Source organism: Acinetobacter sp. YH12144, from assembly GCF_013418345.1.
Taxonomy (GTDB): Bacteria; Pseudomonadota; Gammaproteobacteria; order Pseudomonadales; family Moraxellaceae; genus Acinetobacter; species Acinetobacter amyesii.
This window is the reverse complement of sequence record NZ_VPCD01000020.1, coordinates 35337-61105: the sequence shown is the minus strand read 5'-3', so window position 1 is coordinate 61105 and position 25769 is coordinate 35337. Positions and strand designations below refer to the sequence as shown.

22 protein-coding genes and 1 pseudogene are annotated in these 25769 nt (G+C 40.0%); 8 read left to right on the top strand and 15 right to left on the bottom strand.

From position 1 onward, the window contains the following. The first annotated feature begins 116 nt into the window (after positions 1-116). Positions 117-1637 carry an acetyl-CoA C-acetyltransferase gene (locus FTU79_RS13200; protein ID WP_180050601.1) on the top strand — a complete coding sequence of 507 codons (1521 nt, stop codon included), beginning with the start codon at positions 117-119 and terminating at the stop codon, positions 1635-1637. Between the two features lie 68 nt (positions 1638-1705). On the opposite strand, the pseudogene FTU79_RS13195 reads toward FTU79_RS13200, so the two are convergent. Then, positions 1706-2810 (bottom strand): annotated as a pseudogene (locus FTU79_RS13195) (OmpW family protein). Positions 2811-3014: 204 nt separating this feature from the next. After that, positions 3015-3440 carry a chlorhexidine efflux PACE transporter AceI gene (gene aceI, locus FTU79_RS13190; protein WP_168377760.1) on the bottom strand — a complete coding sequence of 142 codons (426 nt, stop codon included), beginning with the start codon at positions 3438-3440 and terminating at the stop codon, positions 3015-3017. Between the two features lie 117 nt (positions 3441-3557). On the opposite strand from aceI, the gene FTU79_RS13185 reads away from it, so the two are divergent. The 4 genes from FTU79_RS13185 to FTU79_RS13170 all read left to right on the top strand — a co-directional run bounded on the left by FTU79_RS13185 (position 3558) and on the right by FTU79_RS13170 (position 7974). Beyond that, entirely contained in the window at positions 3558-4448 is an 891-nt protein-coding gene (locus FTU79_RS13185; RefSeq protein ID WP_180050598.1) for a LysR family transcriptional regulator, read from the top strand. An 89-nt stretch (positions 4449-4537) separates the two neighbouring features. After that, positions 4538-5527 carry a transaldolase gene (tal, locus tag FTU79_RS13180; RefSeq protein ID WP_078191801.1) on the top strand — a complete coding sequence of 330 codons (990 nt, stop codon included), beginning with the start codon at positions 4538-4540 and terminating at the stop codon, positions 5525-5527. 72 nt (positions 5528-5599) lie between these two features. Next, on the top strand, positions 5600-6250 hold the full coding sequence (gene leuE, locus FTU79_RS13175; RefSeq protein WP_180050595.1) for a leucine efflux protein LeuE: 651 nt from the start codon (positions 5600-5602) through the stop codon (positions 6248-6250). Positions 6251-6804: 554 nt separating this feature from the next. Continuing rightward, positions 6805-7974, top strand: a complete 1170-nt coding sequence (locus tag FTU79_RS13170; protein WP_180050592.1) for a benzoate/H(+) symporter BenE family transporter — start codon at positions 6805-6807, stop codon at positions 7972-7974. Positions 7975-8318: 344 nt separating this feature from the next. On the opposite strand, the gene FTU79_RS13165 is transcribed toward FTU79_RS13170, so the two are convergent. The 3 genes from FTU79_RS13165 to FTU79_RS13155 form a co-directional block, all read right to left on the bottom strand. Continuing rightward, a complete protein-coding gene (locus tag FTU79_RS13165) occupies positions 8319-8879 on the bottom strand; it encodes a TetR/AcrR family transcriptional regulator (RefSeq protein ID WP_180007888.1) in 561 nt (186 codons plus the stop codon). 1 nt (position 8880) lies between these two features. Beyond that, positions 8881-9225, bottom strand: coding sequence for an SMR family transporter (locus FTU79_RS13160; RefSeq protein ID WP_078188613.1), 345 nt, complete (start codon positions 9223-9225; stop codon positions 8881-8883). A gap of 81 nt (positions 9226-9306) precedes the next feature. After that, positions 9307-10314, bottom strand: a complete 1008-nt coding sequence (locus FTU79_RS13155) for an alpha/beta hydrolase (RefSeq protein WP_180007887.1) — start codon at positions 10312-10314, stop codon at positions 9307-9309. Positions 10315-10624: 310 nt separating this feature from the next. On the opposite strand from FTU79_RS13155, the gene FTU79_RS13150 reads away from it, so the two are divergent. Then, complete coding sequence (locus FTU79_RS13150; protein WP_078191806.1) at positions 10625-11068, top strand: universal stress protein; 444 nt, start codon at positions 10625-10627, stop codon at positions 11066-11068. A gap of 141 nt (positions 11069-11209) precedes the next feature. Next, complete coding sequence (locus FTU79_RS13145) at positions 11210-11656, top strand: universal stress protein (RefSeq protein WP_078188616.1); 447 nt, start codon at positions 11210-11212, stop codon at positions 11654-11656. 49 nt (positions 11657-11705) lie between these two features. Here the strand turns inward: FTU79_RS13145 and FTU79_RS13140 are convergent, their stop codons facing one another. From FTU79_RS13140 to FTU79_RS13120, 5 genes are all read right to left on the bottom strand, one after another. Further along, positions 11706-12734, bottom strand: coding sequence for a DUF1311 domain-containing protein (locus tag FTU79_RS13140; protein WP_180050589.1), 1029 nt, complete (start codon positions 12732-12734; stop codon positions 11706-11708). Positions 12735-12855: 121 nt separating this feature from the next. Next, entirely contained in the window at positions 12856-14331 is a 1476-nt protein-coding gene (locus FTU79_RS13135) for an OmpA family protein (RefSeq protein ID WP_180050587.1), read from the bottom strand. Between the two features lie 209 nt (positions 14332-14540). Further along, a complete protein-coding gene (locus tag FTU79_RS13130; RefSeq protein ID WP_180050583.1) occupies positions 14541-15776 on the bottom strand; it encodes a dihydroorotase in 1236 nt (411 codons plus the stop codon). 9 nt (positions 15777-15785) lie between these two features. Beyond that, positions 15786-16802 carry an aspartate carbamoyltransferase catalytic subunit gene (locus FTU79_RS13125; RefSeq protein ID WP_180023479.1) on the bottom strand — a complete coding sequence of 339 codons (1017 nt, stop codon included), beginning with the start codon at positions 16800-16802 and terminating at the stop codon, positions 15786-15788. 369 nt (positions 16803-17171) lie between these two features. Then, positions 17172-17528, bottom strand: a complete 357-nt coding sequence (locus FTU79_RS13120; RefSeq protein WP_180026441.1) for a hypothetical protein — start codon at positions 17526-17528, stop codon at positions 17172-17174. A 221-nt stretch (positions 17529-17749) separates the two neighbouring features. On the opposite strand from FTU79_RS13120, the gene rlmKL reads away from it, so the two are divergent. Further along, positions 17750-19954 (top strand): bifunctional 23S rRNA (guanine(2069)-N(7))-methyltransferase RlmK/23S rRNA (guanine(2445)-N(2))-methyltransferase RlmL, encoded by a 2205-nt coding sequence (rlmKL, locus tag FTU79_RS13115; RefSeq protein ID WP_180050580.1) that lies wholly within the window; start codon positions 17750-17752, stop codon positions 19952-19954. 41 nt (positions 19955-19995) lie between these two features. On the opposite strand, the gene FTU79_RS13110 is transcribed toward rlmKL, so the two are convergent. The 5 genes from FTU79_RS13110 to FTU79_RS13090 form a co-directional block, all read right to left on the bottom strand. Continuing rightward, the gene (locus FTU79_RS13110; RefSeq protein WP_180050577.1) at positions 19996-20463 is read right to left on the bottom strand and encodes a hypothetical protein; all 468 of its coding nucleotides are present in this window, start codon (positions 20461-20463) and stop codon (positions 19996-19998) included. A 189-nt stretch (positions 20464-20652) separates the two neighbouring features. Then, positions 20653-21954: a DUF945 family protein gene (locus FTU79_RS13105; RefSeq protein ID WP_180050574.1), complete on the bottom strand. Its 1302-nt coding sequence runs from the start codon at positions 21952-21954 to the stop codon at positions 20653-20655. A gap of 128 nt (positions 21955-22082) precedes the next feature. Continuing rightward, on the bottom strand, positions 22083-23249 hold the full coding sequence (locus FTU79_RS13100) for a GNAT family N-acetyltransferase (RefSeq protein ID WP_180050571.1): 1167 nt from the start codon (positions 23247-23249) through the stop codon (positions 22083-22085). A 1-nt stretch (position 23250) separates the two neighbouring features. Further along, complete coding sequence (locus tag FTU79_RS13095) at positions 23251-24801, bottom strand: GH3 auxin-responsive promoter family protein (protein ID WP_180050567.1); 1551 nt, start codon at positions 24799-24801, stop codon at positions 23251-23253. Next, a complete protein-coding gene (locus FTU79_RS13090; protein ID WP_306669886.1) occupies positions 24801-25637 on the bottom strand; it encodes a hypothetical protein in 837 nt (278 codons plus the stop codon). Before FTU79_RS13090 ends, FTU79_RS13095 begins: the two co-directional genes overlap by 1 nt. Positions 25638-25769 lie beyond the last annotated feature (132 nt).

Here is a 25769-nt window from a genome sequence, read left to right as displayed (position 1 = left end):
ACCGCATATGGCTTGACCTGAATGCTTTAGCGAATGTCATTTTAGTCAATTTACCCCTTTGGTGAATATGCTAATGTAGCCGTCAAGAAGATCATCAACATGCTTGGAAAAGCCTTATGAGCAAAACAACTCAAGAAAATCCAGCAGTCGAAAGTCCGACTACGGAAACTGTGTCAAATACATCAAAGAGTACGCCACGTACCGCTAAAAGTACGGGCACAGCAACCAAGTCTACAAGTGATGTCGCTAAAACGAGCCGTCCTCGTCGTGCATCTACACGTACTAAGACACCCGCTTCAAACCCTAAAACAGCTTCAAAATCAACAACTCAAACGTCTGTTCAACAGGATAATACCATGAGTCAAAACACAGTTCGCCGCGTTGCTATTATCGGTGGTAATCGTATTCCTTTCGCTCGTTCTAACGGCGCTTACTTCACTGCATCAAACAGCGATATGTTCACCGCTGCATTAAATGGTCTTGTTGAACGCTTCAACCTTCAAGGTCAACGCCTTGGTGAAGTTGTTGCTGGTGCCGTGTTGAAACATAGTCGTGACTTTAACATGACCCGTGAGTGTGTACTCAATACTGAACTTGCTCCTGAAACACCTGCTTACGATATTCAACAAGCATGTGGTACAGGTTTACAAGCAGCTTTCTTGGTTGCTAATAAAATCGCATTGGGTCAAATCGAAGTGGGTGTTGCTGGTGGTGTAGATACAACCTCTGATGCACCAATCGCTTTTGGTGATGGCCTACGTAAAGCTTTACTTGAATTGAACATTGCAAAAACGGGTAAAGACCGCCTAAAAGCATTAACTAAAATTAATGTTAAAGATTTGATGGATGCGCCGAAAAACGGTGAACCACGTACAGGTCTTTCTATGGGTGACCATCAAGCGATTACGACACTTGAATGGGGTATCTCTCGTGAAGCGCAAGATGAACTTGCGGCATCTTCACATCAAAAAATGGCAGCTGCATATGAAGAAGGTTTCTTCGATGACCTGATTACGCCATTCCTAGGTTTAGAACGTGACAACAACTTACGTGCAGACTCTTCTGTAGAAAAACTTGCGAAGTTAAAACCAGCGTTTGGTAAAGGCGATGCGCGTACGATGACTGCGGGTAACTCGACTCCACTAACTGATGGTGCGTCATGTGTCCTTCTTGCCTCTGAAGAATGGGCAAAAGCAAACGGTCACGAAGTTCTTGCTTATTTAACTTTCCAAGAAACTGCGGCAGTTGACTTTGTAGAGAAAAAAGAAGGCTTATTGATGGCGCCTGCTTATGCAGTGCCTCGTATGCTTGAACGTGCAGGTATTACGCTACAAGATTTCGATTACTATGAAATTCATGAAGCATTTGCATCTCAAGTATTGTCTACACTGAAAGCATGGGAAGATCCTAAATTCTGTAAAGAACGTTTAGGCTTAGATGCCCCATTGGGTTCAATTGATCGTTCTAAATTGAACGTGAAAGGTTCATCTCTTGCTGCAGGTCACCCATTTGCTGCAACTGGCGGTCGTATTATCGCAACTGCTGCAAAACTATTGAACCAAAAAGGTTCAGGTCGCGTTCTTGTTTCGATCTGTGCTGCAGGTGGTCAAGGTGTGACAGCAATTATTGAAAAATAATCCTTTATGTTTTAAAGCAAAAAACCGCTCTTGAGAGCGGTTTTTTTATTCTTTGATTCCGTAAATTTTTAGAAACGATAACCAACACCTAAATAAGTAATCAGCGGATCAATATCGATCTTGGTCGTTGCATGAATTAATTGTTCACCCGTCGTTTGGTTAATCACATCAATCTTGGTTTTGTTATTTAACTTCGCATAAGACACCGAAGCAACTGTAAACCAACTTGGGGTGAAGTCATAGGTAAATCCGAGTGTGACAATTGGAGCAATCGCATCATCCGCATCGACATCGACCACCATTTTTCCAGATGATTCTTTACCATCGAGTGCTGCACCTGCATTATTATCTTTAATGTTTTGAATCATATGCCCTGCAGCAATTAAGTCAGATTCAATGCCTTTATTGAGTTCAATATCATTAAAATAAGCATACATGATCCCTGCGCCCACATAAGGTCTAAACTTATTTACACCCGACTGACCAAATTGGTACTGTGCCTGAAATACCGGCGTCCAAGCTCTCGCACTCGCCGCTTTACCATAAGATGATAAATCCGTAATGGGTACTGCGTAATCTAGTGGCAAACCATCAGGGAATAATAAACCGCCTAGACCACCTGGCTCTGCTAGACCAGATAATGGCGCGGTAATCATACCCTTACCTTTAATATCTACCTCAGGTGGGATGCCGCCAATCACTTGCAAAGAAACATTATCATTAATATGGTAGTTAAATGTTAAACCTAATGTATCAACATCTTCTGCTTCAAGCCCCGTCCCTTCAGCTGACCAATTATCTAGTCCATTAATCGTTGCGACCCCTGCAATCTCTGACTTGATATTGCCATCCTTATCTTTATTTAATTAATCCTCCCAAAGGGCCATTCACAAGGTTGGTTAAAGTGTCCTTAAGATTCGCAGAATTACTCCCTTCATTATAAATTGCATTCGGATCAATCGCTTTTAGAAAACCTTCAGTACTAATTGTGCCTACTTCAGCCTGTGTCCCATTTGCCACAGAAGTATTAATGTTAAAAGGATTCGCCTTTCCTTGCGGCATCACGTGTAACCAACCTGCAGATACAGAAAAGCGCTTAAAGTTACCATCTGCAAATGTAAATTGTGTAAGCCCAAGTAAAACAACAGGTGTGACAATTTTTATCAATTTCATATGCCAACCCCTTGTTTTGCATATTTTTTTAATTAATTTATAAAAACATTCTTTGTTCTTATATTTAAAAGTTATGTAATTATTCTAACTTTTTATAGTTAGTTTATGTTTTTATATATTATTATTTGTTAAATATTGAACTATTTTGATGCAAAAAAGGCCTGTATTTATCAGTACAGGCCAATGTGATTTTCTTATTGAAATTTAACGATATTGTGGTTGGTAGCCCAAGTGCGCCTCGATCTGGTCATAGCACCATTGGAAAATAAATGTGTAGACTAAAATGCACATGGTCATACTAAAATCGAGCAAAATCGCCTGCCATAAGGTCATATGCATGGCATAAGCGACCATTGGTATGGTTGCAAGCATTAAACCGCCCTCAAATCCAATTGCATGTAAAACACGTACACCAAAGGTTCTTTTTAACTTTCTTTTTGCTTCAAATTTTTCAAAATAATGATTAAAAATCATGTTCCAAATCACAGAAGTGACCGCCATTGCAATACCGAGCGTACCTGTCACCTCCATCGGAACTTTAAAAATAAAACTTAAAGCAATAGCAATGATCACCAATAGGATGATCTCATAGCTTAGCGCATGAATAATCCTTCTCTTGGAAATCGTCATTTTGAAACACTCTATTATTTGTAAAAAACTTATTTTATTTTTATATTATTGATTAATCGAGTCAGGTTCTTTCAATATTATTGAAAGGTTGTATTCCTTTATTTTTTCTGTATGCACATGAATATTAATCAAGAACAACTCATGATTTTTAAAACAGTCATGGAAACAGGATCATTTTCCGCTGCAGCTCGGCAACTCGGCAAAGTACCTTCGGCGGTCAGCATGTCCATTGCGAATTTCGAAATTGATCTCAACCTTAAACTGTTTGAGCGGGTTGGTCGTGAACCTATGCCCACAGCTCAAGCGCTAAACCTGTATGAAAAAACTGAACAATTATTGATAGAAATCAATCAGTGGAAACAGCATGCAATTGCACTGAGTCATGGTTTAGAGTCTTCACTGAATATCGTGGTGGTATCAGAGCTACTACATACGCAGTGGACCGACTATATCTCTTTGCTAGAAACTCATTTTCCATCTTTGCAAATCAATATTTTTTCTGCGCCTCAAGAAGATGCTCAAAAGATGTTATTACAGGGTCAAGCGCAGCTTGCTCTAATGTTTGAACGTGAACAGCTTGAGAGTTATGAACAATTTGTCGAATTGAAGCGTGAAGCATTGGTTCCTGTTGCTGCGACAAAACATGCCCTGTCGAAATTTAAGCAAGTCAGTTTTGAGCAAATTTTGCAAAATCGGCAAATCGTGGTCGCAAGTCGTGATAAAAGCATTAAACCAGAATTGTTATTTTCCAAACACAGTTGGCGTACAGATAACCACCACTCTGCTTGTTCGATGATTATTCAAGGTTTGGGCTGGGGTGTGCTTCCATTAGAGATGTTTAATGAAAATCCGACGCTCAAAGATCAACTCAAAATCTTAAGCTTTCAAGATTTCACACCTAAATTTGAATATTTCGTCGACTTGGTCTGGAACCGTGAAAAACCACTGGGCTCGGCTGCTCATTTTTTGATTAATCACATCCGAAATTCACGAAAAACTACGATTTAGACTGCCTAATTGGGCGTTTTTTGGTTGGGTTCTAAACAGATTGTGTTATAAAAGTATGTACACCAAGAACATTAAGAACTAGATTTCAAATGACTCAAAATGCGTTAAACCAATTAAAAAGCCTAACAACGATTGTTGCTGACAGCAGTGATTTAGCTGCGATTAATACATTCCGTCCATTGGATGCGACCACAAATCCATCTTTAATTACAGCAGCGGCAAATCAACCTGAAAATAAAGAACTGATTGAAAGTGCTTTTGAACAAGCGCGTAAAGAAGGTTATCAAAACGATGAGCTGGTTGAGCGCACCATCGATATTCTTACGGTCAAATTTGGTGTAGAAATCTTAAAATTGATCGAAGGACGTGTATCTACAGAAGTCGATGCAGCCTTGTCTTATGATACTGATGCCACCATTGCAAAAGCTAAAGAGTTACTGGCTTTATATGCACAGTATGGTATCGATCAAAATCGTATCTTAATTAAAATTGCCTCAACATGGGAAGGCATTCAAGCCGCTAAAGCCCTTGAAGCCGAAGGCATTCATTGTAATCTGACTTTATTGTTTGGCTTACATCAAGCTCAAGCCTGTGCAGATGCTCAAGTCACGCTGATTTCGCCATTTGTCGGCCGTATTTTAGATTGGTACAAAAAAGCTGAAAATGTGGATAGCTACCCGATTGAGAAAGATCCAGGCGTTTTATCAGTTAAGCAGATTTACCACTACTACAAACAACATGACATCAAAACTGAAATTATGGGTGCTAGCTTCCGTAGTATCGATCAAGTGCTTGGCTTAGCAGGTTGTGATTTATTGACGGTTTCACCGAATTTATTGGCAGAACTGGAAAAAGATCAGCGTACCGTTGAAGTGCAACTATCTAATCATCATGCGCATGCACACTGTCAACACGACGTACAAGTGCTCGACAAGCAAACTTTCAAAGCTGAAGTTGAAAAAGACTTAATGTCTTTCCAACTATTACAAGGCGGTATTGATGGTTTTATTAAAGCCCGTGAGCAATTAAGTAGCTTACTGCGTCAAACTTTTGGCTTAGATGCTGAAATAAAAGCATAAATTAGAAATTTTCAGTTTCATCTAGAACCGAAGTTGTATACTACAGCTTCGGTTTTTATTAGAGTGTCTTCAGTGTTTGGAATCACAGACTTAACGACCTTTATTATTGGTACGATATTAATTGTGATTTTACCCGGGCCAAATTCACTTTATGTCATGTCTGTTGCTTCTCGCTATGGCATTAAGGTCGGCTATTTAAGCGCTTTTGGCGTTTATACTGGCGATTTGATCTTAATCTTACTCACTGCTCTCGGTGCTGCATCCTTACTTCACGCCTTCCCTTGGTTATTCTTATTATTAAAAATTGTCGGTGCGCTGTATTTAAGTTATTTAGGTATCAAACTTTTCAAGGCTGCCTACCAAACATGGAATGCCGTTCAAACGCCAGAACAACTCGACACTAAACAACTGAGTTTGAATGAATTGAAACCGTTTAAGACTGCATTAACCATCAGTATTTTAAACCCGAAAGCCATTCTTTTTTACTTATCGTTCTTTGTACAATTCGTCGATCCTGCATATCCATATCCAGCGATTACATTCACCGCACTCGCGATCGTGCTGCAAATTATCAGTATGAGCTATTTAACGATTTTGATCTTTTCGGGTGCAAAACTGGCCACCTATTTTAGCCATCGTTATAAATTTACGGCATGCTGTGTGGCTGCAGTTGGTCTTCTATTTTGTGGATTTGGGCTAAAGCTTGCGACTTCTACCATGTAAACGACATGGGCAAAGTATTTCTGTTTTTTTACTTAAAAATCTATATGCCTTTAAACTTTTGAATGGATGAAACATCCACAATGTTTGTTGTCGATTCGTTCTATTAAAGTGCCGTTTGTTAATAACTGATGTTACGCACGTAAAAGTAATTTCGCATTTTTAAAATGCTTTTTAAGTCTATTCGACGGAGTCTTACATCTAGGATTTAAATAAAGGGATTCGCCTTCGGCTGGAGGTACTTTTGTTTCGGCAAAAGTACCCAAAACCATTGCCATCCGCAAAACTCCTTCACTAGCGTCTAATTATTCAAAAGTATCGCAAAAACATTTTTGAATAGAAGTAGTCCTGTCTCAAACACTTGCGGATGACGTTGCCGCGTATCTTTCTTTTATTTGAATCAAATGGCTCTTCTGATGTTACTGCGTAACATCAGTGAATAAATAAAGAATTTCCATAATATCTCGATGAGCACTTTTACTGTACAGGACTTGAGCGTATCATCCTGAAAAATGTCATCTTAAATCTGCGCCAACAATACTCATAGCTCGATCATTATGCAAAAACTACTCCAAGACTTTTCCATTCCAGCTGCTTTTGCAGGTTTTATTACGTTCTTAGTCGGGATCAGTGTCTCGGCTGTTTTGGTGATCCAATCTGCACAACTGCTCGGTGCCAACACTGCAGAAATAACCTCTTGGTTTTGGGCTCTAGGTTTGGGTATCGGCTTAAGCGGGCTGATTCTGTCTTGGAAATTTAAATATCCCGTTGCGACTTCATGGTCCACTGCAGGACTGGCACTGATTTTAGCGACTGCAAATGGTTACAGCATGAATGCCGCCCTAGGTGCTTTCTTGGTCTGTGGCTTATTGACAGCAATACTTGGATTTTTAGGCATTTTTGAAAAAATATTGCGCTATATCCCGCAATGTCTAACTAGTGCAATGTTGGCGGGTGTACTCCTTAAATTTGGTATTGAGCTATTTGTCAGTTTACAAAATGAATGGGCATTCGTTCTTGGTTTACTCGCGGCTTACGTCCTCAGTAAACGACTGTTACCACGTTATAGCATTGTCATTACGGTGATCATTGGCATCATGCTTTGTCCATTATTACTTGGCTTTCAATTACCGGCGCTTAATTTAGAACTCGCACAGCCGGTTTGGGTCACACCTGAATTTTCGATCTCAGCAATACTGGGTTTGGCGTTACCACTCTTTGTAATCAATATGGCCTCTCAGTATTTACCGGGTTTAGCCATGATTAAAAGTTATGGTTATCAACCCCACGTCAATCAACTGATTGGTTGGACTGGTACAGTCCAAACGCTACTCGCGCCATTTGGATGTTTTAGTGTCAATATTGCTGCGATTAGTGCAGCCATCAGTCTAGATGACCAAGCCCACCCCGATGAGAAAAAGCGCTATATCGCAGGTATGACTTGTGGCTTCTTTTATATTTTGATGGGCCTGTTTGCAGCCACTTTGGTGAGTTTCTTAACTGCTTTTCCATTGGTATTTATTACCGCTTTAGCAGGAATTGCCCTACTAGGCACCATTGGACACAACATCGTCATTGCTTTCCAAGAAGCGAGTGAACGTGACGCTGCTCTACTCACCTTCTTATTTAGTGCATCGGGCGTACAATTTTTTGGTATTGGTTCCGCGTTTTGGGGGTTGGTCTTTGGTTTAGTCGTACATGCTATTTTCAAATATAAGAGAAATTAAGCCCTCAGTTAAATAATTTGCTTCAAATAAAAGAATGATACGCGGTAACGTCATCCGCAAGTGTTTGAGATAGGACTATTTCTAATCAAAAATGTTTTTGCGATACTTTGAATAATTAGACACTAGTGAACAAGTTTTGCGGTGAGGAGCAATGCTCCGCAAGATGGCTTCCTTACGAAGCACGCTTCTCATTTTGCCAAATGAGAAACAACATTTCAAGAGTACCTCCAGCCGAAGGTTAATCCCTTTATTCAATCCCTAGATGTAAGCCTCTGTCGAATAGACTTAAAAATCATTTTAAAAATGCGTAATTACTTTTACGTATGTAAAATCAGTTATTTAATCTATTTCGCTCGATACGTTCTAGCGATCAGTTCTTGTTTTAATAATTGGGTTTCGATTTCGTCTTCCACTTCTGTAAAAGCGGTGAGCCAAATACCATCGGCTGCATAACGAACAATTTTGAGTTCTATATCTGAATCGGTCTGATGATGTCGCTCTAAACGTGAGTTCATCCATTCAATCCAATATTCATTAAAAGTTTTATCGGTCAGCATGGTCATCGAAATCGCGGACCATGACTGTTGCAAACCCATGATTTGTTTTTCTAAGGTAATTTCAATATAGGCTCGGGTAAAACGACCGTATGGCTCAGGGTCTTCGTCAATCAATCGGTCAACAACCTCGTCTAATTGAGCTAAAAGCATGACGATCATGGACTCTAAGAGCTTTTGCTTATTTGAGAAATGATGAAATACACCACCTTTTGTGACCCCAACTAAATCCGCAACGGCTTGAATCGACACCCCGTTGACACCTTTATCTGCAGCAAGACGGATTGCATGCTGCAAAATACTTTGGCGTATCAGTTGAGGTTCTTTCTTGCGCTGATGCGGATTATCCATACTAGTGTCCAGCAGAAGTTGAAAACAGGTTGATCACGACCACACCTGAAACAATCAGGCCTATCCCTAACATGGCTGGGAGGTCTAAACTTTGACGAAAGATAAAGTAGCCAATTAGTGCAGTTAAAACAATACCAACACCCGCCCAAATGGCATAAGCAATACCAAGTGGTATGACTTTAATCACCTGAGACAATAAATAAAATGCTAAACAGAATAAAACTGCGACAGCCAATGAAGGCGCAAGTTTGGTAAACCCTTCTGACTTCACCAAAAATGTCGAACCAATTACTTCTGAGATAATCGCCAATGACAGTAAGCCATAGGCCAATGTTACCGAATTCATTAATCATTCCAAAACAAACATACCAACTGGTAGGTATGCTATTAAGTTAAAGATTATTCTGCAAGCCATTTAAGTCTGTTTTTAATTTTTGACGGTCTGTGTGTGTTGTTGCAAAAATTCTAAAGTCCGATCAAAGGTCTGCTGACTGGCCTTTTTACTCATCATAAATTGATATTCATGTACCAAAAATTCTTTCGAATCTGGATAAAATACCGCTGTCACAGGTACATTATTTGCCTTCAATTTTTCTACATAAGGCTCAGATTGCGTTTTGGTTAAAAAATCTTTATTACCACCACTGATAAATACAGGCGGATAATTTGAATTAATATTTGAGGCCGTTGAAATACGCGTTAAAAACTCGGCATCATCTTTTTTGTCTCCGGTATACGCCTGAACCAAGTTATAGACGCCCCACTCGATCAATCCAATCTCGTCGGGTGCTGTATTTACAAAGCTGTTTAAATCATAAATACCACAATGTAAAATCAGCCCTTTAAGCTGTGAAGGCTTTAATACTGGCTGAATCTTTGACGCTTTCGCAAAATCTGGATTCGTAACCAAGGCGGCATAATGACTGGCCATATTTGCACCTGCAGAATCCCCTGTCAAATACATATTTTGCGAATCAATGCCATATTGTGCTGCATGTAGATTCAAAAACGTCAGTGCTGCATCTATTTGGTTGAGCTGTGTGGGATAAATGGCGTCAGGTGCAAACTGATATTGAACAGAAACCACATTATAGCCTTGGGCTGCGAGCCGTTTAAAATATCCCCCTGCATGTTCTTTTGAGCCAGAGACCCAACCGCCCCCGTGGATCCAAACAATTGTTGGTCTGGGTGCAATAACTGTAATTGTTTCAGGTTGATAGATATCCAAGCTTAAATTTGGATTTTGTAGATATTGAATATTTGACTGCACAATAACATTGTCAGGTGCATGTAGGTTGATAAAGGTCTTTTGGACTTGTGTCGATAAGTTAAATGCACCTGCAATCACTTTGGTACTGCTTTGCGTGTTTTGACAACCAGACAAATGCAACACTGAACACATGCTGAGTACAACCAACCCTACTTTATATGACATATCTAACTATCCAATCGCATCAATTCTGTTATAAATCTTAGATTTAAAACTGTATATAGTTTAGGCTTATTTTTATAAAGTTCAAATTGATCTTTTAGGCTAAAAACCCGAGAAAATTAGTCGATTTTATTTTAATATTTTTGAGCAAAGTCCGAGTTTTCCACTCAGATTTATTTGACGACTTATCGACATTAATTTATGTAATTTTATGAATTTACAATATTTTTTAGATTAATAAATTGAACCATGCACGACAATGTGTTATCAATAATCTATAGGGTTTAAAAGCAAAATTACAGGAGATTGTTCCATGTCATATCAAAACATTTTAGTACCTGTCGATGGTTCAGAAATCTCGTTTTCTGCAGTTAAAAAAGCTGCAATTATTGCCAAGGCGTTTAACAGCCAACTCACTTTAATCAGCCTTGTTGCTGAAGACCCATTTACCGATGCAGACTTCTATTATTCTTCATCAATCATGAAAGAATATTTCGTACAAGCTTATGCAAATGCTGAATCTGCTTTGAAAGAAGCTGTGCAAATTACAACTGAAGTGGGTGTAGAAGCACAAAGTAAAATCATTAAAGGCCAAGTTTCTGCTGAAGGTGTGGTAGAAGCAGCCAATGAAGTCAAAGCCGATTTGATTGTGATGGGTTCACATGGTCGCAAAGGCTTTAAGAAAATGCTGCTCGGCAGCTTCGCACAAGATGTACTCAGTAATACTGAATTACCCGTGTTGGTTGTAAAAGCTTAAGATGACCAAGCCCACATGATGTGGGCTTTTTTGTATTCAGCACACCCTTCACCAAAAAGCTTACCCTTTTGTCTAATTCATACAATATCGTGAATAGAGCAAGATTAGATTGATAACATTTAAAATATTAAGGAAGCAGATATGAGTCAATATCAACAAATTTTAGTCCCTGTGGATGAATCTCCAATTTCATATTCTGCTGTTGAACATGCGCTCAGCTTGGCTAAAAGTCAAAATGCACAAGTGACCATTGTCAGTGTTGTTGCTGTTGATCCATTTGTTGGTGTCGATTTCTATGCTGTTGCACCTGCAATCACTGAATATTTTATGCAAGCTGAAAAAAGTGCTCAGCTGCGTTTAGAAGATATTAAACAAACCTTTGTACGCGATGGTATCGAGGTTAAAACCCGTTTGATTCATGGTGTATCGCCAACTGAAGGGATTTTACAAGTGGCTGATGAAATCTCTGCGGATTTAATCATCATGGGTTCACATGGACGCACAGGTTTGAAAAAAGCCATGCTAGGCAGCGTGGCACAAAATATTTTAACGCAGTGCCCAATTCCTGTTTTGATCATCAAGCAATAAACTAAGATTCAAAAAAAAGCCCTTCATTGAGGGCTTTTCTTCTTTTAGATCAATTAAACACGTTATTTAAATACACAATTCGTTCTGTAGTTTTCTGATTAAAACATTTGGTATATTGCAACTCTTGATTTTGCGTATTCATCGCATCATCCCAGTATTGCGAATGCTTTTGATAAGTCTCTTTTTCACTTTCATTTAATGAATAAACACTTTTTTGTGCAAGCACTTTACAGTCGATATCACGCTTTTCAAACCAGTCTGCTTGATCTTGCTGTAACTGCGCCTTTTGTTCATCACTAAAATGATCCCAAGTCTGATTGAGACGATCCACCACTTTGGCATTATCCTGATCTAGCTCTTTCTTACGAATATCCATCGCCTTTTGTGCAAGGCTCATTTGTTGAGATTGGCTCTCCATCCCTTGCTGATAGGATTCTTCATCTCGCTTATTTTGAGCACTATATGCCGCATATAACACCGCATGACGTGTCACTGTTACAACGCTATCAATTACGTCATTTTGACTCGGGACACTTAAACTTAAACCATCTTTGTCGGTTTTAGTGATGCTATAGCTAAAGTTCCCTTTAAGCTGATCATTGTCCATGCTTAAGCCTGACTCCCCATCTTCGAGTGAATCATTCAAAGTATAATTACCACGTTCTTCACAGCCTTCATCACATGGTCGTTCAGCAAAGGCGTTTTCAGCACGCTTTTGTAATCCTTTCGGGAAAACCACCAACAATTGACTGCTACATTCCAATGTTTTGGCTTTATTAGGGTCTTCAGTTAAAGTCGTGACATTTTGAATGTTAAATTTTAGATTTTTTACAATCAGATCCATGAGTTGCTGATCGGCTTCATAATCTGACTGACGTATTTCTTTGTTTAATTCTTTGAGATATTCTTTTTTTAAATGATCTTGCAATTGGTCAATATTGGCTTGTGCAGTACAACTCCAATCTTCCAAAGCAGGCGCTTCCGTTTTGGCTTCTGTATCTTTTTTATTTTTAAAATTATCACAGCCGGATATTAATGCCGCAGACAACATGAGGCTCGTGATGACTATTTTTTTCATTGTATAAGTACCATTATGATTTTATTCTTCGGGCGTATTTTACTCAAAATTACAGCGCTTTGACGAGAAAAATCCCCGCATGTGCAGGGATTTTTTATATATCATCTCATTTAGTACGGTTTTAATTGGCCTTTTCAGTCACGCCTTCATTGGTAACATCTCGTACTTTGCCATTCTCGGTATTTAAAACTTCAAACTCAATACGTCGGTTTTTGAATTGACCTTCTTTGGTGCTGTTTTCTGCTACCGGTTTTTCTTGACCATAACCCACCGCTTGAAGCTGTGCAGGATCAACGCCTTTCGACACCAAATAATCCACCACAGCTTGTGCACGCTCTTGCGATAAAGCTTTATTCGCTTCCGCATTACCCACAGCGTCGGTATGACCTTGTACAGTCAGATGTACCTGTGTTGCGCGCTGCATTAACGCTGCCGCTTGATCCAAAATCGATTTATTCACGTCAGGAATATCAGATGAACCTGTCGCAAAATTAATAATTTGTAAGTTCAGCGCAGTCGCAACATCTAGAGCACGAACTTGTTCAGGGTTAATACTCGCTAATGCTTTTTGTGCATCAGTAATACTGTTATCTACTGCAGTTTGTTCGCTCACGCCTTCTTGAACCAATACCGTCATATTTTTTGCTAAAGGCTTAATTTGATTGGCAAGGCTTTGAGCATCCGCAGGATTTTGCGACAAAATCGATAACTGATTTTCTGTCCAGGTTAAAGTGGTATTTGGCACACCTTTAAGTTTTTGCAGAACCGTTGGAATGGTATCTTGATCAATAAATTGAGTATGGTAACTGGCATCAGATGAAGCACCACAACCCGTATTAAAGTTAAAGATCTGTTTGACTTGTTGCTGCAAAATTTCAAGATAATTTGAATCACCAGTTTGAATTTGACAGTTGGTTAACTGCCCATCTGTACCGGTGCTAAATTGCAAATGTGCTGGCTGAGATGCAGCAGGCTGTGCAACCGTTGTTGCAGAGGTGGTTGGTTCTTCTTTATTAGTACAAGACTTAAACCAAAATGCGATCAGACCCAATAATATAAGCAGCGCAATAATTGGTAATAACCAATTCGAGCGTTTTTCTTCAACGATAACAGGTGTTGGTTCAACAACAGGCGCTTGGTGTAATGTACGGCCAGCTGCAGTGTTTACCCCTAAACCTGCGAGTAAAGGCACTGCCCATTGTGGTAGTGCCGCCAAAATGCTATCTACATGATTATCAAGTAAATGCGTGATTGCGACAGGATCAGATGAACCCGCTTCATTTTCAAGCACCCCTATGGTTGGGGCGATCGAATGATTCAAGGTCTGCTCTATTTCTGACGCTGGAGCAGCACCGCCACCAAGATGTTGCAGAAATTGATCTTTTAATGTGGGATTCGCCGAGAAAATATCACTAATTCGTGGATTTAACTGTTTTTGAAAGGCATCAATAAATTCAGGTTTGGATCGAAAAATATTTAACAGGAATGGAATAAACTGGCTAATGGCTGAATTTTTTTCAGTTAAATATTGTGTATCACCGTCCAGCACAATCGAGGAGACGTGCTGCTTAATCAGCGCTAATAAATCTATACTCATATTTGTACTCCATGCAGTTGTCATTATTTTCATATGTACTTCAGTTTATATGCTTATTTTTTGATCAAATGTAATAATTTGTTCGGACTTGTCAACGCTTTAATTTCTTCTTTTATTTTCAATCTTCACTAAAAAAGCCAGCCGAAGCTGACTTTTTAATGTCTAATCAAAATTCTGAGAATCAACAAATTTCCATGTTGAGCGTGCGCTTAAACGGCATAAAAAGCGTGAACTACTTTACCTTTTACCGTTTGCTGAATTAATGGTGTGTTCTTACCATTTGAGACAATCGTGTCTTTATTAATAGTCCACTCAAGTTCTGGATCGACAAGCACCCAACCCGCTTCATCTGTCCAACGTTGTTGCATATTGGCTACTTTAGCAGGTGCGAGTGTGACTTTCTCAACCCATTCCAGTGGGCTTAATAGACCTTCTTGAATCAGTTGAATACCAAAAGGTACAAAGGTATCAAATGCGGTAAAACCGGGCTGTGTTTCAGCAAAAGGCGCCATTTTCGCAGAGCTGCTCAGTGGCTCATGATGCGTACAAATCGCGTCAATTACACCGTCTTTCACTGCTTGGCGGAGCAAGTCTTTATCTTGTTCTGAACGCAGTGGCGGACGCACATGCGCAAGTGAATTAAAGCCATCAATCAACTGATCCGTTAAATGCAATTGGTGCATGGCTACATCGCAAGTCACCGGCAAGCCTTTCGCTTTGGCATGTTTAATCAATTCAACAGATGCACCTGATGACAACAGACCAAAGTGCGCACGCACTTTAGTGGCTTCAATCATCAGTAAATATTTTGCAATGGCTACGGTTTCCGCTAATGCAGGGATCATCGGTAAACCTTGACGAGATGCGACAAAACCTTCATGCACACAGCCATCTTTGGCAATCTGCGGCTCTTCGGCATAGAACACAACGGTCATGTTCAGACCCGCAGCATATTCCAAGGTGCGAATCACTACATCATCGTCCATAAATGGCGCATTGGCATTCGATACCGCAGTACAGCCACCTTTTTTCAAACCTGCCATATTCGCCGGCTGCTTGCCTAACAAACCTTGAGTTTGCGCACCAATCACCTGCAGATAAATGCCGCCGTCCAGCATGGCTTTTTCCACCAGGCCATGAATCAATGCGCCATTGTCCTGCACAATCGGTTTAGAGTCTGGCGGGGTAAACACATGCAAAATACCATTCGCACGCGCAGCCTTACCTTCTGACTTTAAAGTGCCATGCTGCTGCTGACCCGGCTCACGCAAACGCGCGCAAAGGTCAACCATACTTGGCATTAGCCATTTGCCTTGTCCATCAATGGTTTCAGCGGCATTGCTTTCGGCAACCAATCGGCCATTTTCAATATAAACCGTCTGTACGCTGTCAGTTTGATTGATTGGATCTAAGACACGTACATTTTCAACTTTAACAATACTCATGACTATCCCTTAAACCGCAATCGCTTCAATTAAACCTTTTTCTTGCAACTGACCTTGCATTGCCAAAGCCAGTACCGCCATACGCACCGCAATACCATTGGTCACCTGATGTAAAATCACTGACTGAGTGCCATCGGCAATACTCGAGTCAATTTCAACACCACGGTTCATTGGTCCCGGATGCATCACAATGCAGTCAGGTTTTGCCAAAGCCAAGCGCTCTTTATTCAAACCGTACATTTTGTAGAATTCAGCTTGAGATGACAGCGCAGGAGAATCAATACGTTCATTTTGAATACGCAAAGTAATAATCACGTCGCAGTCTTGAATGCCGGCTTCCATGTTGTTGAACAGACGAATGCCTTCGCCATAATCATCAAAACCGTACGGCAGCAAAGTATTTGGCGCAATGACACGAATATCTTTACAGCCCAATGTTTGCAATGCAGCGACATCTGAACGTGCAACACGTGAATGCTTAATATCGCCAATGATGGCAATGGAAATGTCTTCAAAATTCTTTTTGGTTTCACGGCGAATCGTCAGCATATCCAGCATGGCTTGCGTTGGATGCGCATGACGGCCATCGCCTGCATTGATGATTGCCACATGCGGACAAACATCTTTGGCAATAAAGTGCGGCGCGCCTGACGATGAATGACGAACCACAAAAATGTCGGTCGCCATCGCTTCTAAATTCCACAAGGTATCACGCAGTGTCTCGCCTTTTGATGTACTTGAACGTGCAATATCAATGTTCAATACGTTTGCAGACAGACGTTTTGCTGCCGCTTCAAAAGTGGTTCGGGTACGTGTTGAATTTTCAAAAAACAGGTTCATCACCGTACGACCTTCTAAAAGGTTATTGGTAATCAGCTGATTTTGGTCATTAAAAAAGGACTGTGCAGTGTCCAATATTTTTGTGAGAGTTTCTTTAGAAAGGCCTTCGATGGTGAGGAAATGTTTTAAGTTACCATCTTGGTTGAGTTGAATCTGGCTCGGTGTATGCAATGCCGCCAAGTGCATGAGAGATTCCTTATCGTTAAGTTAACGCATTATACAGAGAATCTTGGCAAATGGCAGTTGAAGTTTTCAACGTTCAATGCAAACTCATGATGTTATTCAAAATGAATTTTCAAATTCCTATCTATCATTTCAATTAGATAAATTAAACGTTTTAATTTAAACTTCACCTTTCCCCTTTCAAAAAGCCTTCAAACAGGACTTCTATCTGTCCTTATTTTTGATTGAATTGAATACTTTCAAACAGATAAAGTTCAGCTATGAACAACCGCCTTCTGCACAGTTCAACAGCTCTTGAAACATGGAAAGATGGTTGATACTTCAGGCGGTGTGCAGCAGGAAATTTATGCTGCTGCTCACAGCGGGATTGAATTAACGCAATGCGCCAATATAACGATGTGCAACCTGTGCTTTACAGATGTCTTCCGCAGTCGGTTCGCTCATTAATATTTCTGCCGTTTCAGGCTGTACTGAACTGTCCGTCAGTTCCTCTGCTTCAGAAACGGCAGCTTCATGCAAATTCAACTCGCTGTAAAGCCGCGCAACCAAACGAGATAATTCAGGATCGGCCGTTTCCAAAGCCAAGTTAGAAACAAAGCGTGCGTATTCGACATTCTCAACCACATATAATGCGTCAATAACCCGACCTGACACACGACGTAAGCGCGCATAGATTAAAGTTGCAATTGAAAATGCGTTTGATTGACTATTGATTGCCAGCCCTGTCATAAATACCCCTAATGATATCAATATTATAAAGATCGAATTTTGATCAGGGTTATAGCAATTTTTGTACCATTAAGTGATATTTCTCACAATGTACACAGAATAAATTTGATAAAGTCATTCAAATCTACCGATATTTCTCCCGTTTCAGCGCAATATCGTCCGCCCAAATCCACGAAAATACGTTAAAATATGCGATTGCTCTTTTGCCTTTGGAAATTTACATGAATTCGAAACCGCGTCTTTCTACATATTGGGTTACCTGTGCAGATGGACTGGAAACCTTACTCCGCGAGGAAATTGAAGGTTTAGGTGTTCAAAATATTGAACAGTTCCCGGGTCGTCTTGTATTCAAAGGCACACTTGAAGATGCATATCGTATTTGCATGTGGTCACGTTTGGCTTCTCGTGTACTCACCCCGATTCATACACATGAATTAGAGTTCACGCATGATGCACGTGATGTAGCGGAAGAGCTCTATGAAGGTGCAATAAACTTTGATTGGTCACTTATTTTTGCACCACAAAGTACATTTGCCGTGCGTTTACACATCGAACGTGACATTAAAGTCAATTCTCAGTTCGCAACTTTACGTGTTAAAGATGGTGTGGTCGATTCCTTTATGGAAGCTGTGGGCAAACGTCCTAGCATTGACATTAAGCAACCTGAAATTACGTTGTATGTATTAGCTGGCAAAACTGAACATACTTATTGCTTAGATTTATCAGGTGATTCTCTGCATAAACGCGGCTACCGTCGCTACATGACAGATGCGCCGATTAAAGAAAATCTAGCGGCTGCTATCTTACAGAAAGCAAAACTTAAACAACATCAACCCAATATTATCTTGGACCCAATGTGTGGTTCAGGGACCTTTATCATTGAATCTTTAATGATTTTGACTGACCGCGCACCAGGCCTTGTTCGTCGTTTTGGTTTTAATGGTTGGAATGGTCATGACCATGAACTTTGGATGTCAATCAAAGGCGAAGCGGCTGAGCGTCATAAAGCTGCACTTGAAAATCCTCTCCCACAATTCTATGCATTTGATGCAGACTGGGAAGCGGTAAAAGCGACCAAACAAAATATTATTGCTGCAGGTTTCGAATCTGTACTTGATCAAATTAAGATTGAAGAACGTACACTTGCAGACTGGCCAGATTTCCAAGCAACAGGTAAGAAAAGCTTTGTTGTCACTAACCCGCCATACGGCGAGCGTTTAGGTGATAAAGCCTCTAACCGCGCACTGTATTTAGGTTTATCGGCACTATTACAAAAGAACTTCCCGAATCAGCCTGCTGCGATTATTGCAGCACAAGTTGAACAGGCCGATGTTCTTGCCTTCAATGATCCGCAAATTTTACGTTTGATGAATGGTAAGCTGCCGATTTACGTCCGTTTTGGTACTGTCAAACCTGCGGCAGTTCAAAAGCCTTTCCTCGAGCATTGGGAACCGCAACAATTTGAAAAAATTGAAGGTGCAGAAGACTTTACTAACCGTCTGCAAAAAAACATGCAGAATCTTAAAAAATGGGCAGTCAAAGAAAATATTTTCTGCCTACGTTTATATGATGCCGATTTGCCTGACTTTAATGTCGCGGTAGATTTGTATGGTGATCGTTTACACGTACAAGAATATGCACCACCGAAAAAAATTGACCCTGAAAAAGCCAAAAAACGCTTTAACTTAGCACTTCAAGCGATTCGTGCAGTGACAGGCTTAGGTCGTGATGCGATTTTCATTAAAACACGTGCCCGCCAAGAAGGTAAAAATCAGTACACCAAACAAAGTACCGCGTCTAAACGTTTTATCGTTCAAGAAGGCAAAGCAAAGATTTTGGTGAACCTAACAGACTACCTCGATACAGGTTTGTTCCTTGACCATCGTCAAATGCGTCTACGTATTGCCAAAGAAGCCAAAGGTAAACACTTCCTGAACTTATATAGCTATACCTCTACAGCGAGCTTACATGCAGCGCTTGGCGGTGCAGCAAGTACGACCAGTGTCGATTTGTCAAATACCTACCTAAACTGGTCTAAAGAGAACTTTGTACTGAATGGTTTGACAGTAGATCATGCAGATGAACAACATCAGTTCTTCTCTAGCGACTGTTTTGAATGGTTGAAAGAAGGTCACGAGCAATATGACCTGATCTTTATTGACCCACCAACATTCTCTAACTCTAAAAAGTTCTATGGTACGTTTGATGTCCAACGCGACCATATGTCTTTGCTTAAACGTGCCATGAACCGTTTAACCACTGACGGAACGCTTTACTTCTCAAACAACTACCGTGGTTTTGAGATGGACGATGTGATCATGGCAATGTTTGACGTTGAAGAAATCAGCAATGAAACCATTGGCCTAGACTTTAAACGTAATACCAAAATTCACCGTGCATGGAAAATCACTCATCCACAAATCTAAGGTTTGACTTTAGAAATTCCTGATCTATGAAATGAAGCACGTCAGTGCTTCATTTCAACCACGACTCCATCTGGATACGTTACTCGAATATTTTCATGTCGCTCTTGCAGCACAATACGGTTAATCGGTGCAACTTCAGGAGATTGTATTAACCCGACCTGATCCGCTGCCCTTTTCTTTTGAAGCAAATAATCACTCATGGTTGAGCCTTCAAGCTGGGTCTCCTGAATGATCTTATTATTACGATTAGATTTATGATTTGAATTGTTCTGCTGCTCTTCTTTGGGTTTAGCTGCTTCACTCTCAATAATATCTAAGGTTTCTTCACTAAATTGTTTTTTACCTTGCGTTTCATTCGACAAACGTTGATCTGAAATTGAAGTACCCGCAAAAACTGTAGACTGAACAGCGATCAGAAAAATGCTACTAATAAGACTGTGTTTTACCCAAGAACATTTAGGCATGGATGAATGAACAAGTTTCCGTCTAAAAAAATAATCGTGTGACATGGTGTCTTTCCTATTGTTGTTTTCATTGGCTAGTTGCCCATTGACGCTAGCAACTTTTCAACTGTTCAACAATGGCTAGGCCGCTGTGTTCCGATAAACTGAAAATCATAATTCTGTAGCCAAAAATACAAAACCGCCAATCTATGACGGTTTTATATTTTTTAAACTTAACTACTCACTATTGGTTGCTTATTTCTTTTGTATGGCTTGACCAAAAAGCTTTTGACCGAACTTATATTGCATACTCATGACCATGTTATTGCCATCGCGCTTGCCTTGCCCTGATGTTTCAAAACCTGCAAACATGGCTTCAGCTTCCTGTCCAGACAAACTTTTGCCCTGTAATTGTAAAAAGTTATTCATGATTGCAGTCATCATATTTTTATCAAAACTTAAGTCTGCTTGAAAATCCAGTAAGCTCGGTACCATTTTAATAAAAGACTCCATTGAAGCATGGTGTCCCGGCATAACTTTCCCCACGACATTTGCAGAGGCTTTACCTCCACCAATACTGATCGAGTTATCTTTAGACTCAAAATCAAAACCTTGACTTGCGATTGCTAAGAAAGCTTGAGTCATTTCTTCACTTGATTCACTCACTGCATCGCATGAATTTTCCACCTGATGCAAAAGTTCACTAAATGCACGGACTTTATCCAGATTGACTTTATGCAATGCCAAATTTAGTGCGAAATCTTTGGTGACCGGTGAACCTGGGAAATCCATCTCATCAGCTTTTAAGTAGCCTTCAAAGTCCACATCATGTTTATTTAGTTCGGTCTCCCAACGCAGTTGCATACCACGCATGCCGCCTGAGAACTTTTGATCTAAACGTTTGATAGAACCCGCTTGAATTTCAACAAAACCATTTTCAAGATTTTTCTGATTTAGACCTTGATTGGTCTTCATCGAAAAATTTTGCACCATGGTTTGCATTGGACCTTCACTCAACCGAACCACAGGTAAATGGATTGAAAGCTCAGATACCTTAGTGACTTGCCCCGGTAAACTACTGATCCGAATTTGCAATTGGCTGGCATCAGCTTGTACCGTTGCACCCTGTGCAGTCGTTTTAAATGCAGGAATCTGTAAATCTGTTTTACTTTGACCAATCCAATTGACCAAAGTTTTTGCCGTTAAGTCCGTGCCAAAAAGCTTGGCATATTCGGACGTACTTTGTTGTTGAACAATCTTAAAATTCGAGTTGATATTATAGCCTTTCAACCCACGTTGAATCTGATCGGTACCCTTCAACACGATCACTTCTTTGGGTTTACACGGGTCTGTTTTCAGGGTTAATACCCAATCGACCGTTCCACCCATCAAACCCATTTGATAATTGCTGTACTTCACATCAACATCTTGTACAGCTGCTGACCAATTATTCTGTGTATAAAATTGGGCAAGAGATTTATCTGCATATAAATTTCCTCCCACCACAGCTGCTGAAAGCACCGCTAAACTGCCAATTCCCCACATCAATTTTGACATGTCTTTCTCATTCTGATTATTCTTTGCGCAGTATACTGAAGAACTCAGTTACATAAGTACACAATTAGAATGATTTTAAATGATTGATTTGGTAGTTTTAATTGATTTTTTGATGACTATCACTTCAACTATATACGCCCAGCTTCAAAATGACTTATACGTTTACGATCAAAAGCTGCATATGGATTGCCTTTAAAACTATGAAAATAGTGCTTGGCTTTTAACACGTGAGAGGTGGTATTTTTCATCCATCCTATACGCGGGTCCTTCTCTGCCAAAGTGATGCAATAGGTTTCTTTGCCACGTCGCTTGGTCTGTTGCTTGGCATGAAAAACCAAACTTGCAAATACATCCAGATGTTCAGGATGACATAGTGGACTATGCAGCATTAAATAATCGAAAGTTCCCTGAATTTTTGGCAGTGATAATACACCACGCACACTGGCATAGGCATTATAAAAAGGCTTCATCAACTTTAATGACCTTGAATAATCGATCACTCGAGTTTGTTTAAAACTTTTTTGATTCCATAAGCCATAAAGTCCAACCAACTGATTGTGCTGATCGTAAATCAAATAGAAGTCATCTAGATTTAAGCATGCCCAAAATGGATTTTGACCATCAACCAACGCATTAAAATCATAGCTAGGTAAAAAATTATAATGGTCTTTCATTTTTAAAATGAAATCATTTGCTTCATCTACACGTTCAGCAGTCAGGGTTTTAAATTGATATTGATTGAAAGTTTTTGGTTTCACTGCCTGTGAAACGGTAAAGGTTCGAATTTCATCATAAAAATATGGCAGCGGAAATCCAGATCTTTCATGATGTAAAATACTGGCAGCGACAATATTGTCGTTTAAAACCACACTTTCAAAAATCGTATCTTGGGGGATTTCATCATGGAGATAGTCCATCAATAAGCGCATGACTTTAGCACCACGATACGCTGGATTCATTCTTAAATCGGCGACATAACGCATTAGGTCAGGCTGACCATTGATATAACAATAACGCCATCCCAAATTCATCATCGCAATCACAATAGATGGATCTTCCACAGGGACAACCACTTTTAAATCTGGACGATTATACTGTGCGTGGCTGGCATCAAAATAACTGGGGTGACGCGCATAAGATAATGTGATGCCATTGCTTGGCATAGTCTCTGCACTAATTTTCATTAGTTGCTCATCATCTTCGACAGTCGCATTTCGAACCGCAAACTTAGTCTCATTCTTTGAATGATATAACGCCGTTTCGTCGAACGGTGCATCTAACACATCGATATCCATCTCAATACTCAATTATTTTTGTTTTCATTTTCTTAAGCGGCTCAGGCTTAATATTCCCTTCAATCATGCCATTGTTCATGGCTAGTGTTTTGTAGTAGTCCCAAGCATCTTGTACATGTACCACTTCAGGTTCATCCAACTGCCCTAGATCGCGTGCCAATTCATAATGAAAATTATGTTTAAGCAAACGGTCTAGTGCTTGAGCGGATGGTTGTTTATCTACATTGCCTTCACTGAGTAAAATATAGTGTGGTTTTTTAACCGAACATTGTTCAATACCCAAGATACTAATCGGCAAATAATCCGCTTGTTTAAACTCTGCAAGGACTTTAACTGCTGCATTGTGGTCGAGCTTTTCTCCGACCAAATCAACCGTCATTTTTCGACCTAAAAATTCGAAACATGGCACTTGCTGATAAAAGTCGGTGACTTCTAATTCATCATCAATCACATAACGAATTAATCCTGAACCTGTAGTAATCACAGGACTAACGATATCGCCTATTTTCAGTTGCCAAGATGGCACCACTTTTTGGCTGTCTTGCAAAATAAATTCATAAAAATGTGACTGATAACTTAAGGTAAAACGGTTTGCAAATGGAATCGTCACTACGCCTTCAGTTGCCCATAAACCTTTACCCTCAAATGCCACCCCTGCAATTCGTTGCTGTAGCTGTACTGCCCATTGCTCTGCGCTCGCTGTATCCCAACTCGAAACCAGACTGAGTTTAGGCCACAGTTTTTTCCACGCCGTTGCTTGGGTTAAATCCAAGTCTTGTAAGCGATAGCATTGTTGACAAGATTTCGGAACTTGCAGAAAACTCAAACCATCACGTTGCCATTGTCCAGTTTTTAAGACCTGTACAATTTCAGCTTGATGTTCTTGAATAATATCCAGCAATTGCAATGCAAATGTAGGACTCCATACCGAAATCATGCCTAAATGCTTATCTGCAACGAGATACACCGCGGTTGCAAACATGGCATCTTCGGCTGAATTTGCCATCGCAATTTCAGTCGGTACCGATTGAGTAATTTTACTCAACACTCGCTTCGACAGATTAAGCAGCGCACTGTCATCATTTAAATTACTATTTTCTAAAAGCTTTCGCTGGCTTTCAGGCAACCATGAAACCGACCAATAATGCGTTGAATTTTTAAGTTGTGGGTGTGCCCGATATAAATTAGTCAGCCATAAACCAATAGCCTCATCCAGTTCATCTAAAAAAGCCTGAGTATAGGGAATGAATTTAATTGCTTCACTCGACCCACTGGTCGGTTGAAACCGTACAATTTTTTCAGGCCCCAAACTATTTTTGCCACTTTGTCTGGATTGTTCAATTTGGCTTTTCCAATTGCTATAACGAGAAAGCGGATACTTTTTGGCAAATTGCTCATAGCTTAAATTTTGCGAAATGTGCTGCTTTAAAAAATGGCTTAATTTTTTACGTTGCACATTTTCTAGCTGATTTGCCTGCTGTGTATAGCGTTGAAACGCTTTGCGGCAGGCAATATTCAAAACTTGATGTGCAGTGGTGAGAAGCAATCCCATTAGGCCACCTTCGAGTCAGAACCTGTCGCAATATGTAATGTACGTGACTTATAACGTAACTTGCTATCATGTTTGCTCACACTGGTGGTCTTGGTTAAGAATCGATTCACATAACGGTATAAATCGCTCCAGCGTAATTCACCAATGCACGGAAGTTCTGTTCCATCGACCCAAGTTGGGTTCTTATCTTCAAAGAAAGCTATCTTGGTATTATTTTCGCGCATTTCATGGGTGATGGGCGCAACATCTGCTTTGAGTGGCTGGTAGTCTTCGCCAAAATTTAGCAAACCTGTTTCATGGTTATAGTATTCTGAGAAATATTCTTTACAGTACGATTCGACAAAGTCTTTGAGATGAGCATTTTTCTCACCATAGTGTGGATAGTAGCTGTAGTAGTTATTGGCTAAAAGCAGATAAGTTTTAAAGCCTTTAGAGATTAGAATCCAATATACAGGTGTTCTTGGATGACGGAATTTAAAACTAATAATATAACGGAACATTGCTCGGGTTAATGCACGATTCCCCCAGTACTCTTTCTCAATAATCGTATCACCACTGAAAAAAGCATGTCGGGCTTTACCATCAACAACAAAGTCACGCTCCATAACCGTCGAGAATCCGACAATTTGATTATTTTTCGGTTCAATAATAAAAAAAACACCGGTTTTTTCTAAGAAGTCGCGTTCAAAAATTTCATAACGGGTATTGGCATAATACTTTTGGTAAATACCATACATGCGTTTGAGTTCTTGAACAGTGATGTCACCAGTACGTTTATATAAACTATAAGGTTCTTTTTTGATCTGCCTAAGCAGTTTAAATTCCATCATAATCATAATTCCCTGTTGCCATTCATTCATGATGAACGAGCGATATTGTTTTTGTTTTACAGAACACAGTCATCTCGTTGGATGTGTGCGGACGTCATATTAGTGGGTGAAAATGATGAAATACAATCAACTTTACGT

Coding starts and splice junctions, on each gene's coding strand:
- FTU79_RS13145 (WP_078188616.1), top strand. CDS start 11,210: ATGAGTCAATATCAACAAATTTTAGTCCCTGTGGATGAATCTCCAATT.
- FTU79_RS13090 (WP_306669886.1), bottom strand. CDS start 25,637: ATGATTATGATGGAATTTAAACTGCTTAGGCAGATCAAAAAAGAACCT.
- FTU79_RS13200 (WP_180050601.1), top strand. CDS start 117: ATGAGCAAAACAACTCAAGAAAATCCAGCAGTCGAAAGTCCGACTACG.
- FTU79_RS13125 (WP_180023479.1), bottom strand. CDS start 16,802: ATGCACTTGGCGGCATTGCATACACCGAGCCAGATTCAACTCAACCAA.
- FTU79_RS13155 (WP_180007887.1), bottom strand. CDS start 10,314: ATGTCATATAAAGTAGGGTTGGTTGTACTCAGCATGTGTTCAGTGTTG.
- FTU79_RS13100 (WP_180050571.1), bottom strand. CDS start 23,249: ATGGATATCGATGTGTTAGATGCACCGTTCGACGAAACGGCGTTATAT.
- FTU79_RS13120 (WP_180026441.1), bottom strand. CDS start 17,528: ATGACAGGGCTGGCAATCAATAGTCAATCAAACGCATTTTCAATTGCA.
- tal (WP_078191801.1), top strand. CDS start 4,538: ATGACTCAAAATGCGTTAAACCAATTAAAAAGCCTAACAACGATTGTT.
- FTU79_RS13105 (WP_180050574.1), bottom strand. CDS start 21,954: ATGTCAAAATTGATGTGGGGAATTGGCAGTTTAGCGGTGCTTTCAGCA.
- rlmKL (WP_180050580.1), top strand. CDS start 17,750: ATGAATTCGAAACCGCGTCTTTCTACATATTGGGTTACCTGTGCAGAT.
- aceI (WP_168377760.1), bottom strand. CDS start 3,440: ATGACGATTTCCAAGAGAAGGATTATTCATGCGCTAAGCTATGAGATC.
- FTU79_RS13170 (WP_180050592.1), top strand. CDS start 6,805: ATGCAAAAACTACTCCAAGACTTTTCCATTCCAGCTGCTTTTGCAGGT.
- FTU79_RS13135 (WP_180050587.1), bottom strand. CDS start 14,331: ATGAGTATAGATTTATTAGCGCTGATTAAGCAGCACGTCTCCTCGATT.
- FTU79_RS13110 (WP_180050577.1), bottom strand. CDS start 20,463: ATGTCACACGATTATTTTTTTAGACGGAAACTTGTTCATTCATCCATG.
- FTU79_RS13150 (WP_078191806.1), top strand. CDS start 10,625: ATGTCATATCAAAACATTTTAGTACCTGTCGATGGTTCAGAAATCTCG.
- FTU79_RS13130 (WP_180050583.1), bottom strand. CDS start 15,776: ATGAGTATTGTTAAAGTTGAAAATGTACGTGTCTTAGATCCAATCAAT.
- FTU79_RS13160 (WP_078188613.1), bottom strand. CDS start 9,225: ATGAATTCGGTAACATTGGCCTATGGCTTACTGTCATTGGCGATTATC.
- FTU79_RS13185 (WP_180050598.1), top strand. CDS start 3,558: ATGAATATTAATCAAGAACAACTCATGATTTTTAAAACAGTCATGGAA.
- FTU79_RS13095 (WP_180050567.1), bottom strand. CDS start 24,801: ATGGGATTGCTTCTCACCACTGCACATCAAGTTTTGAATATTGCCTGC.
- FTU79_RS13140 (WP_180050589.1), bottom strand. CDS start 12,734: ATGAAAAAAATAGTCATCACGAGCCTCATGTTGTCTGCGGCATTAATA.
- FTU79_RS13165 (WP_180007888.1), bottom strand. CDS start 8,879: ATGGATAATCCGCATCAGCGCAAGAAAGAACCTCAACTGATACGCCAA.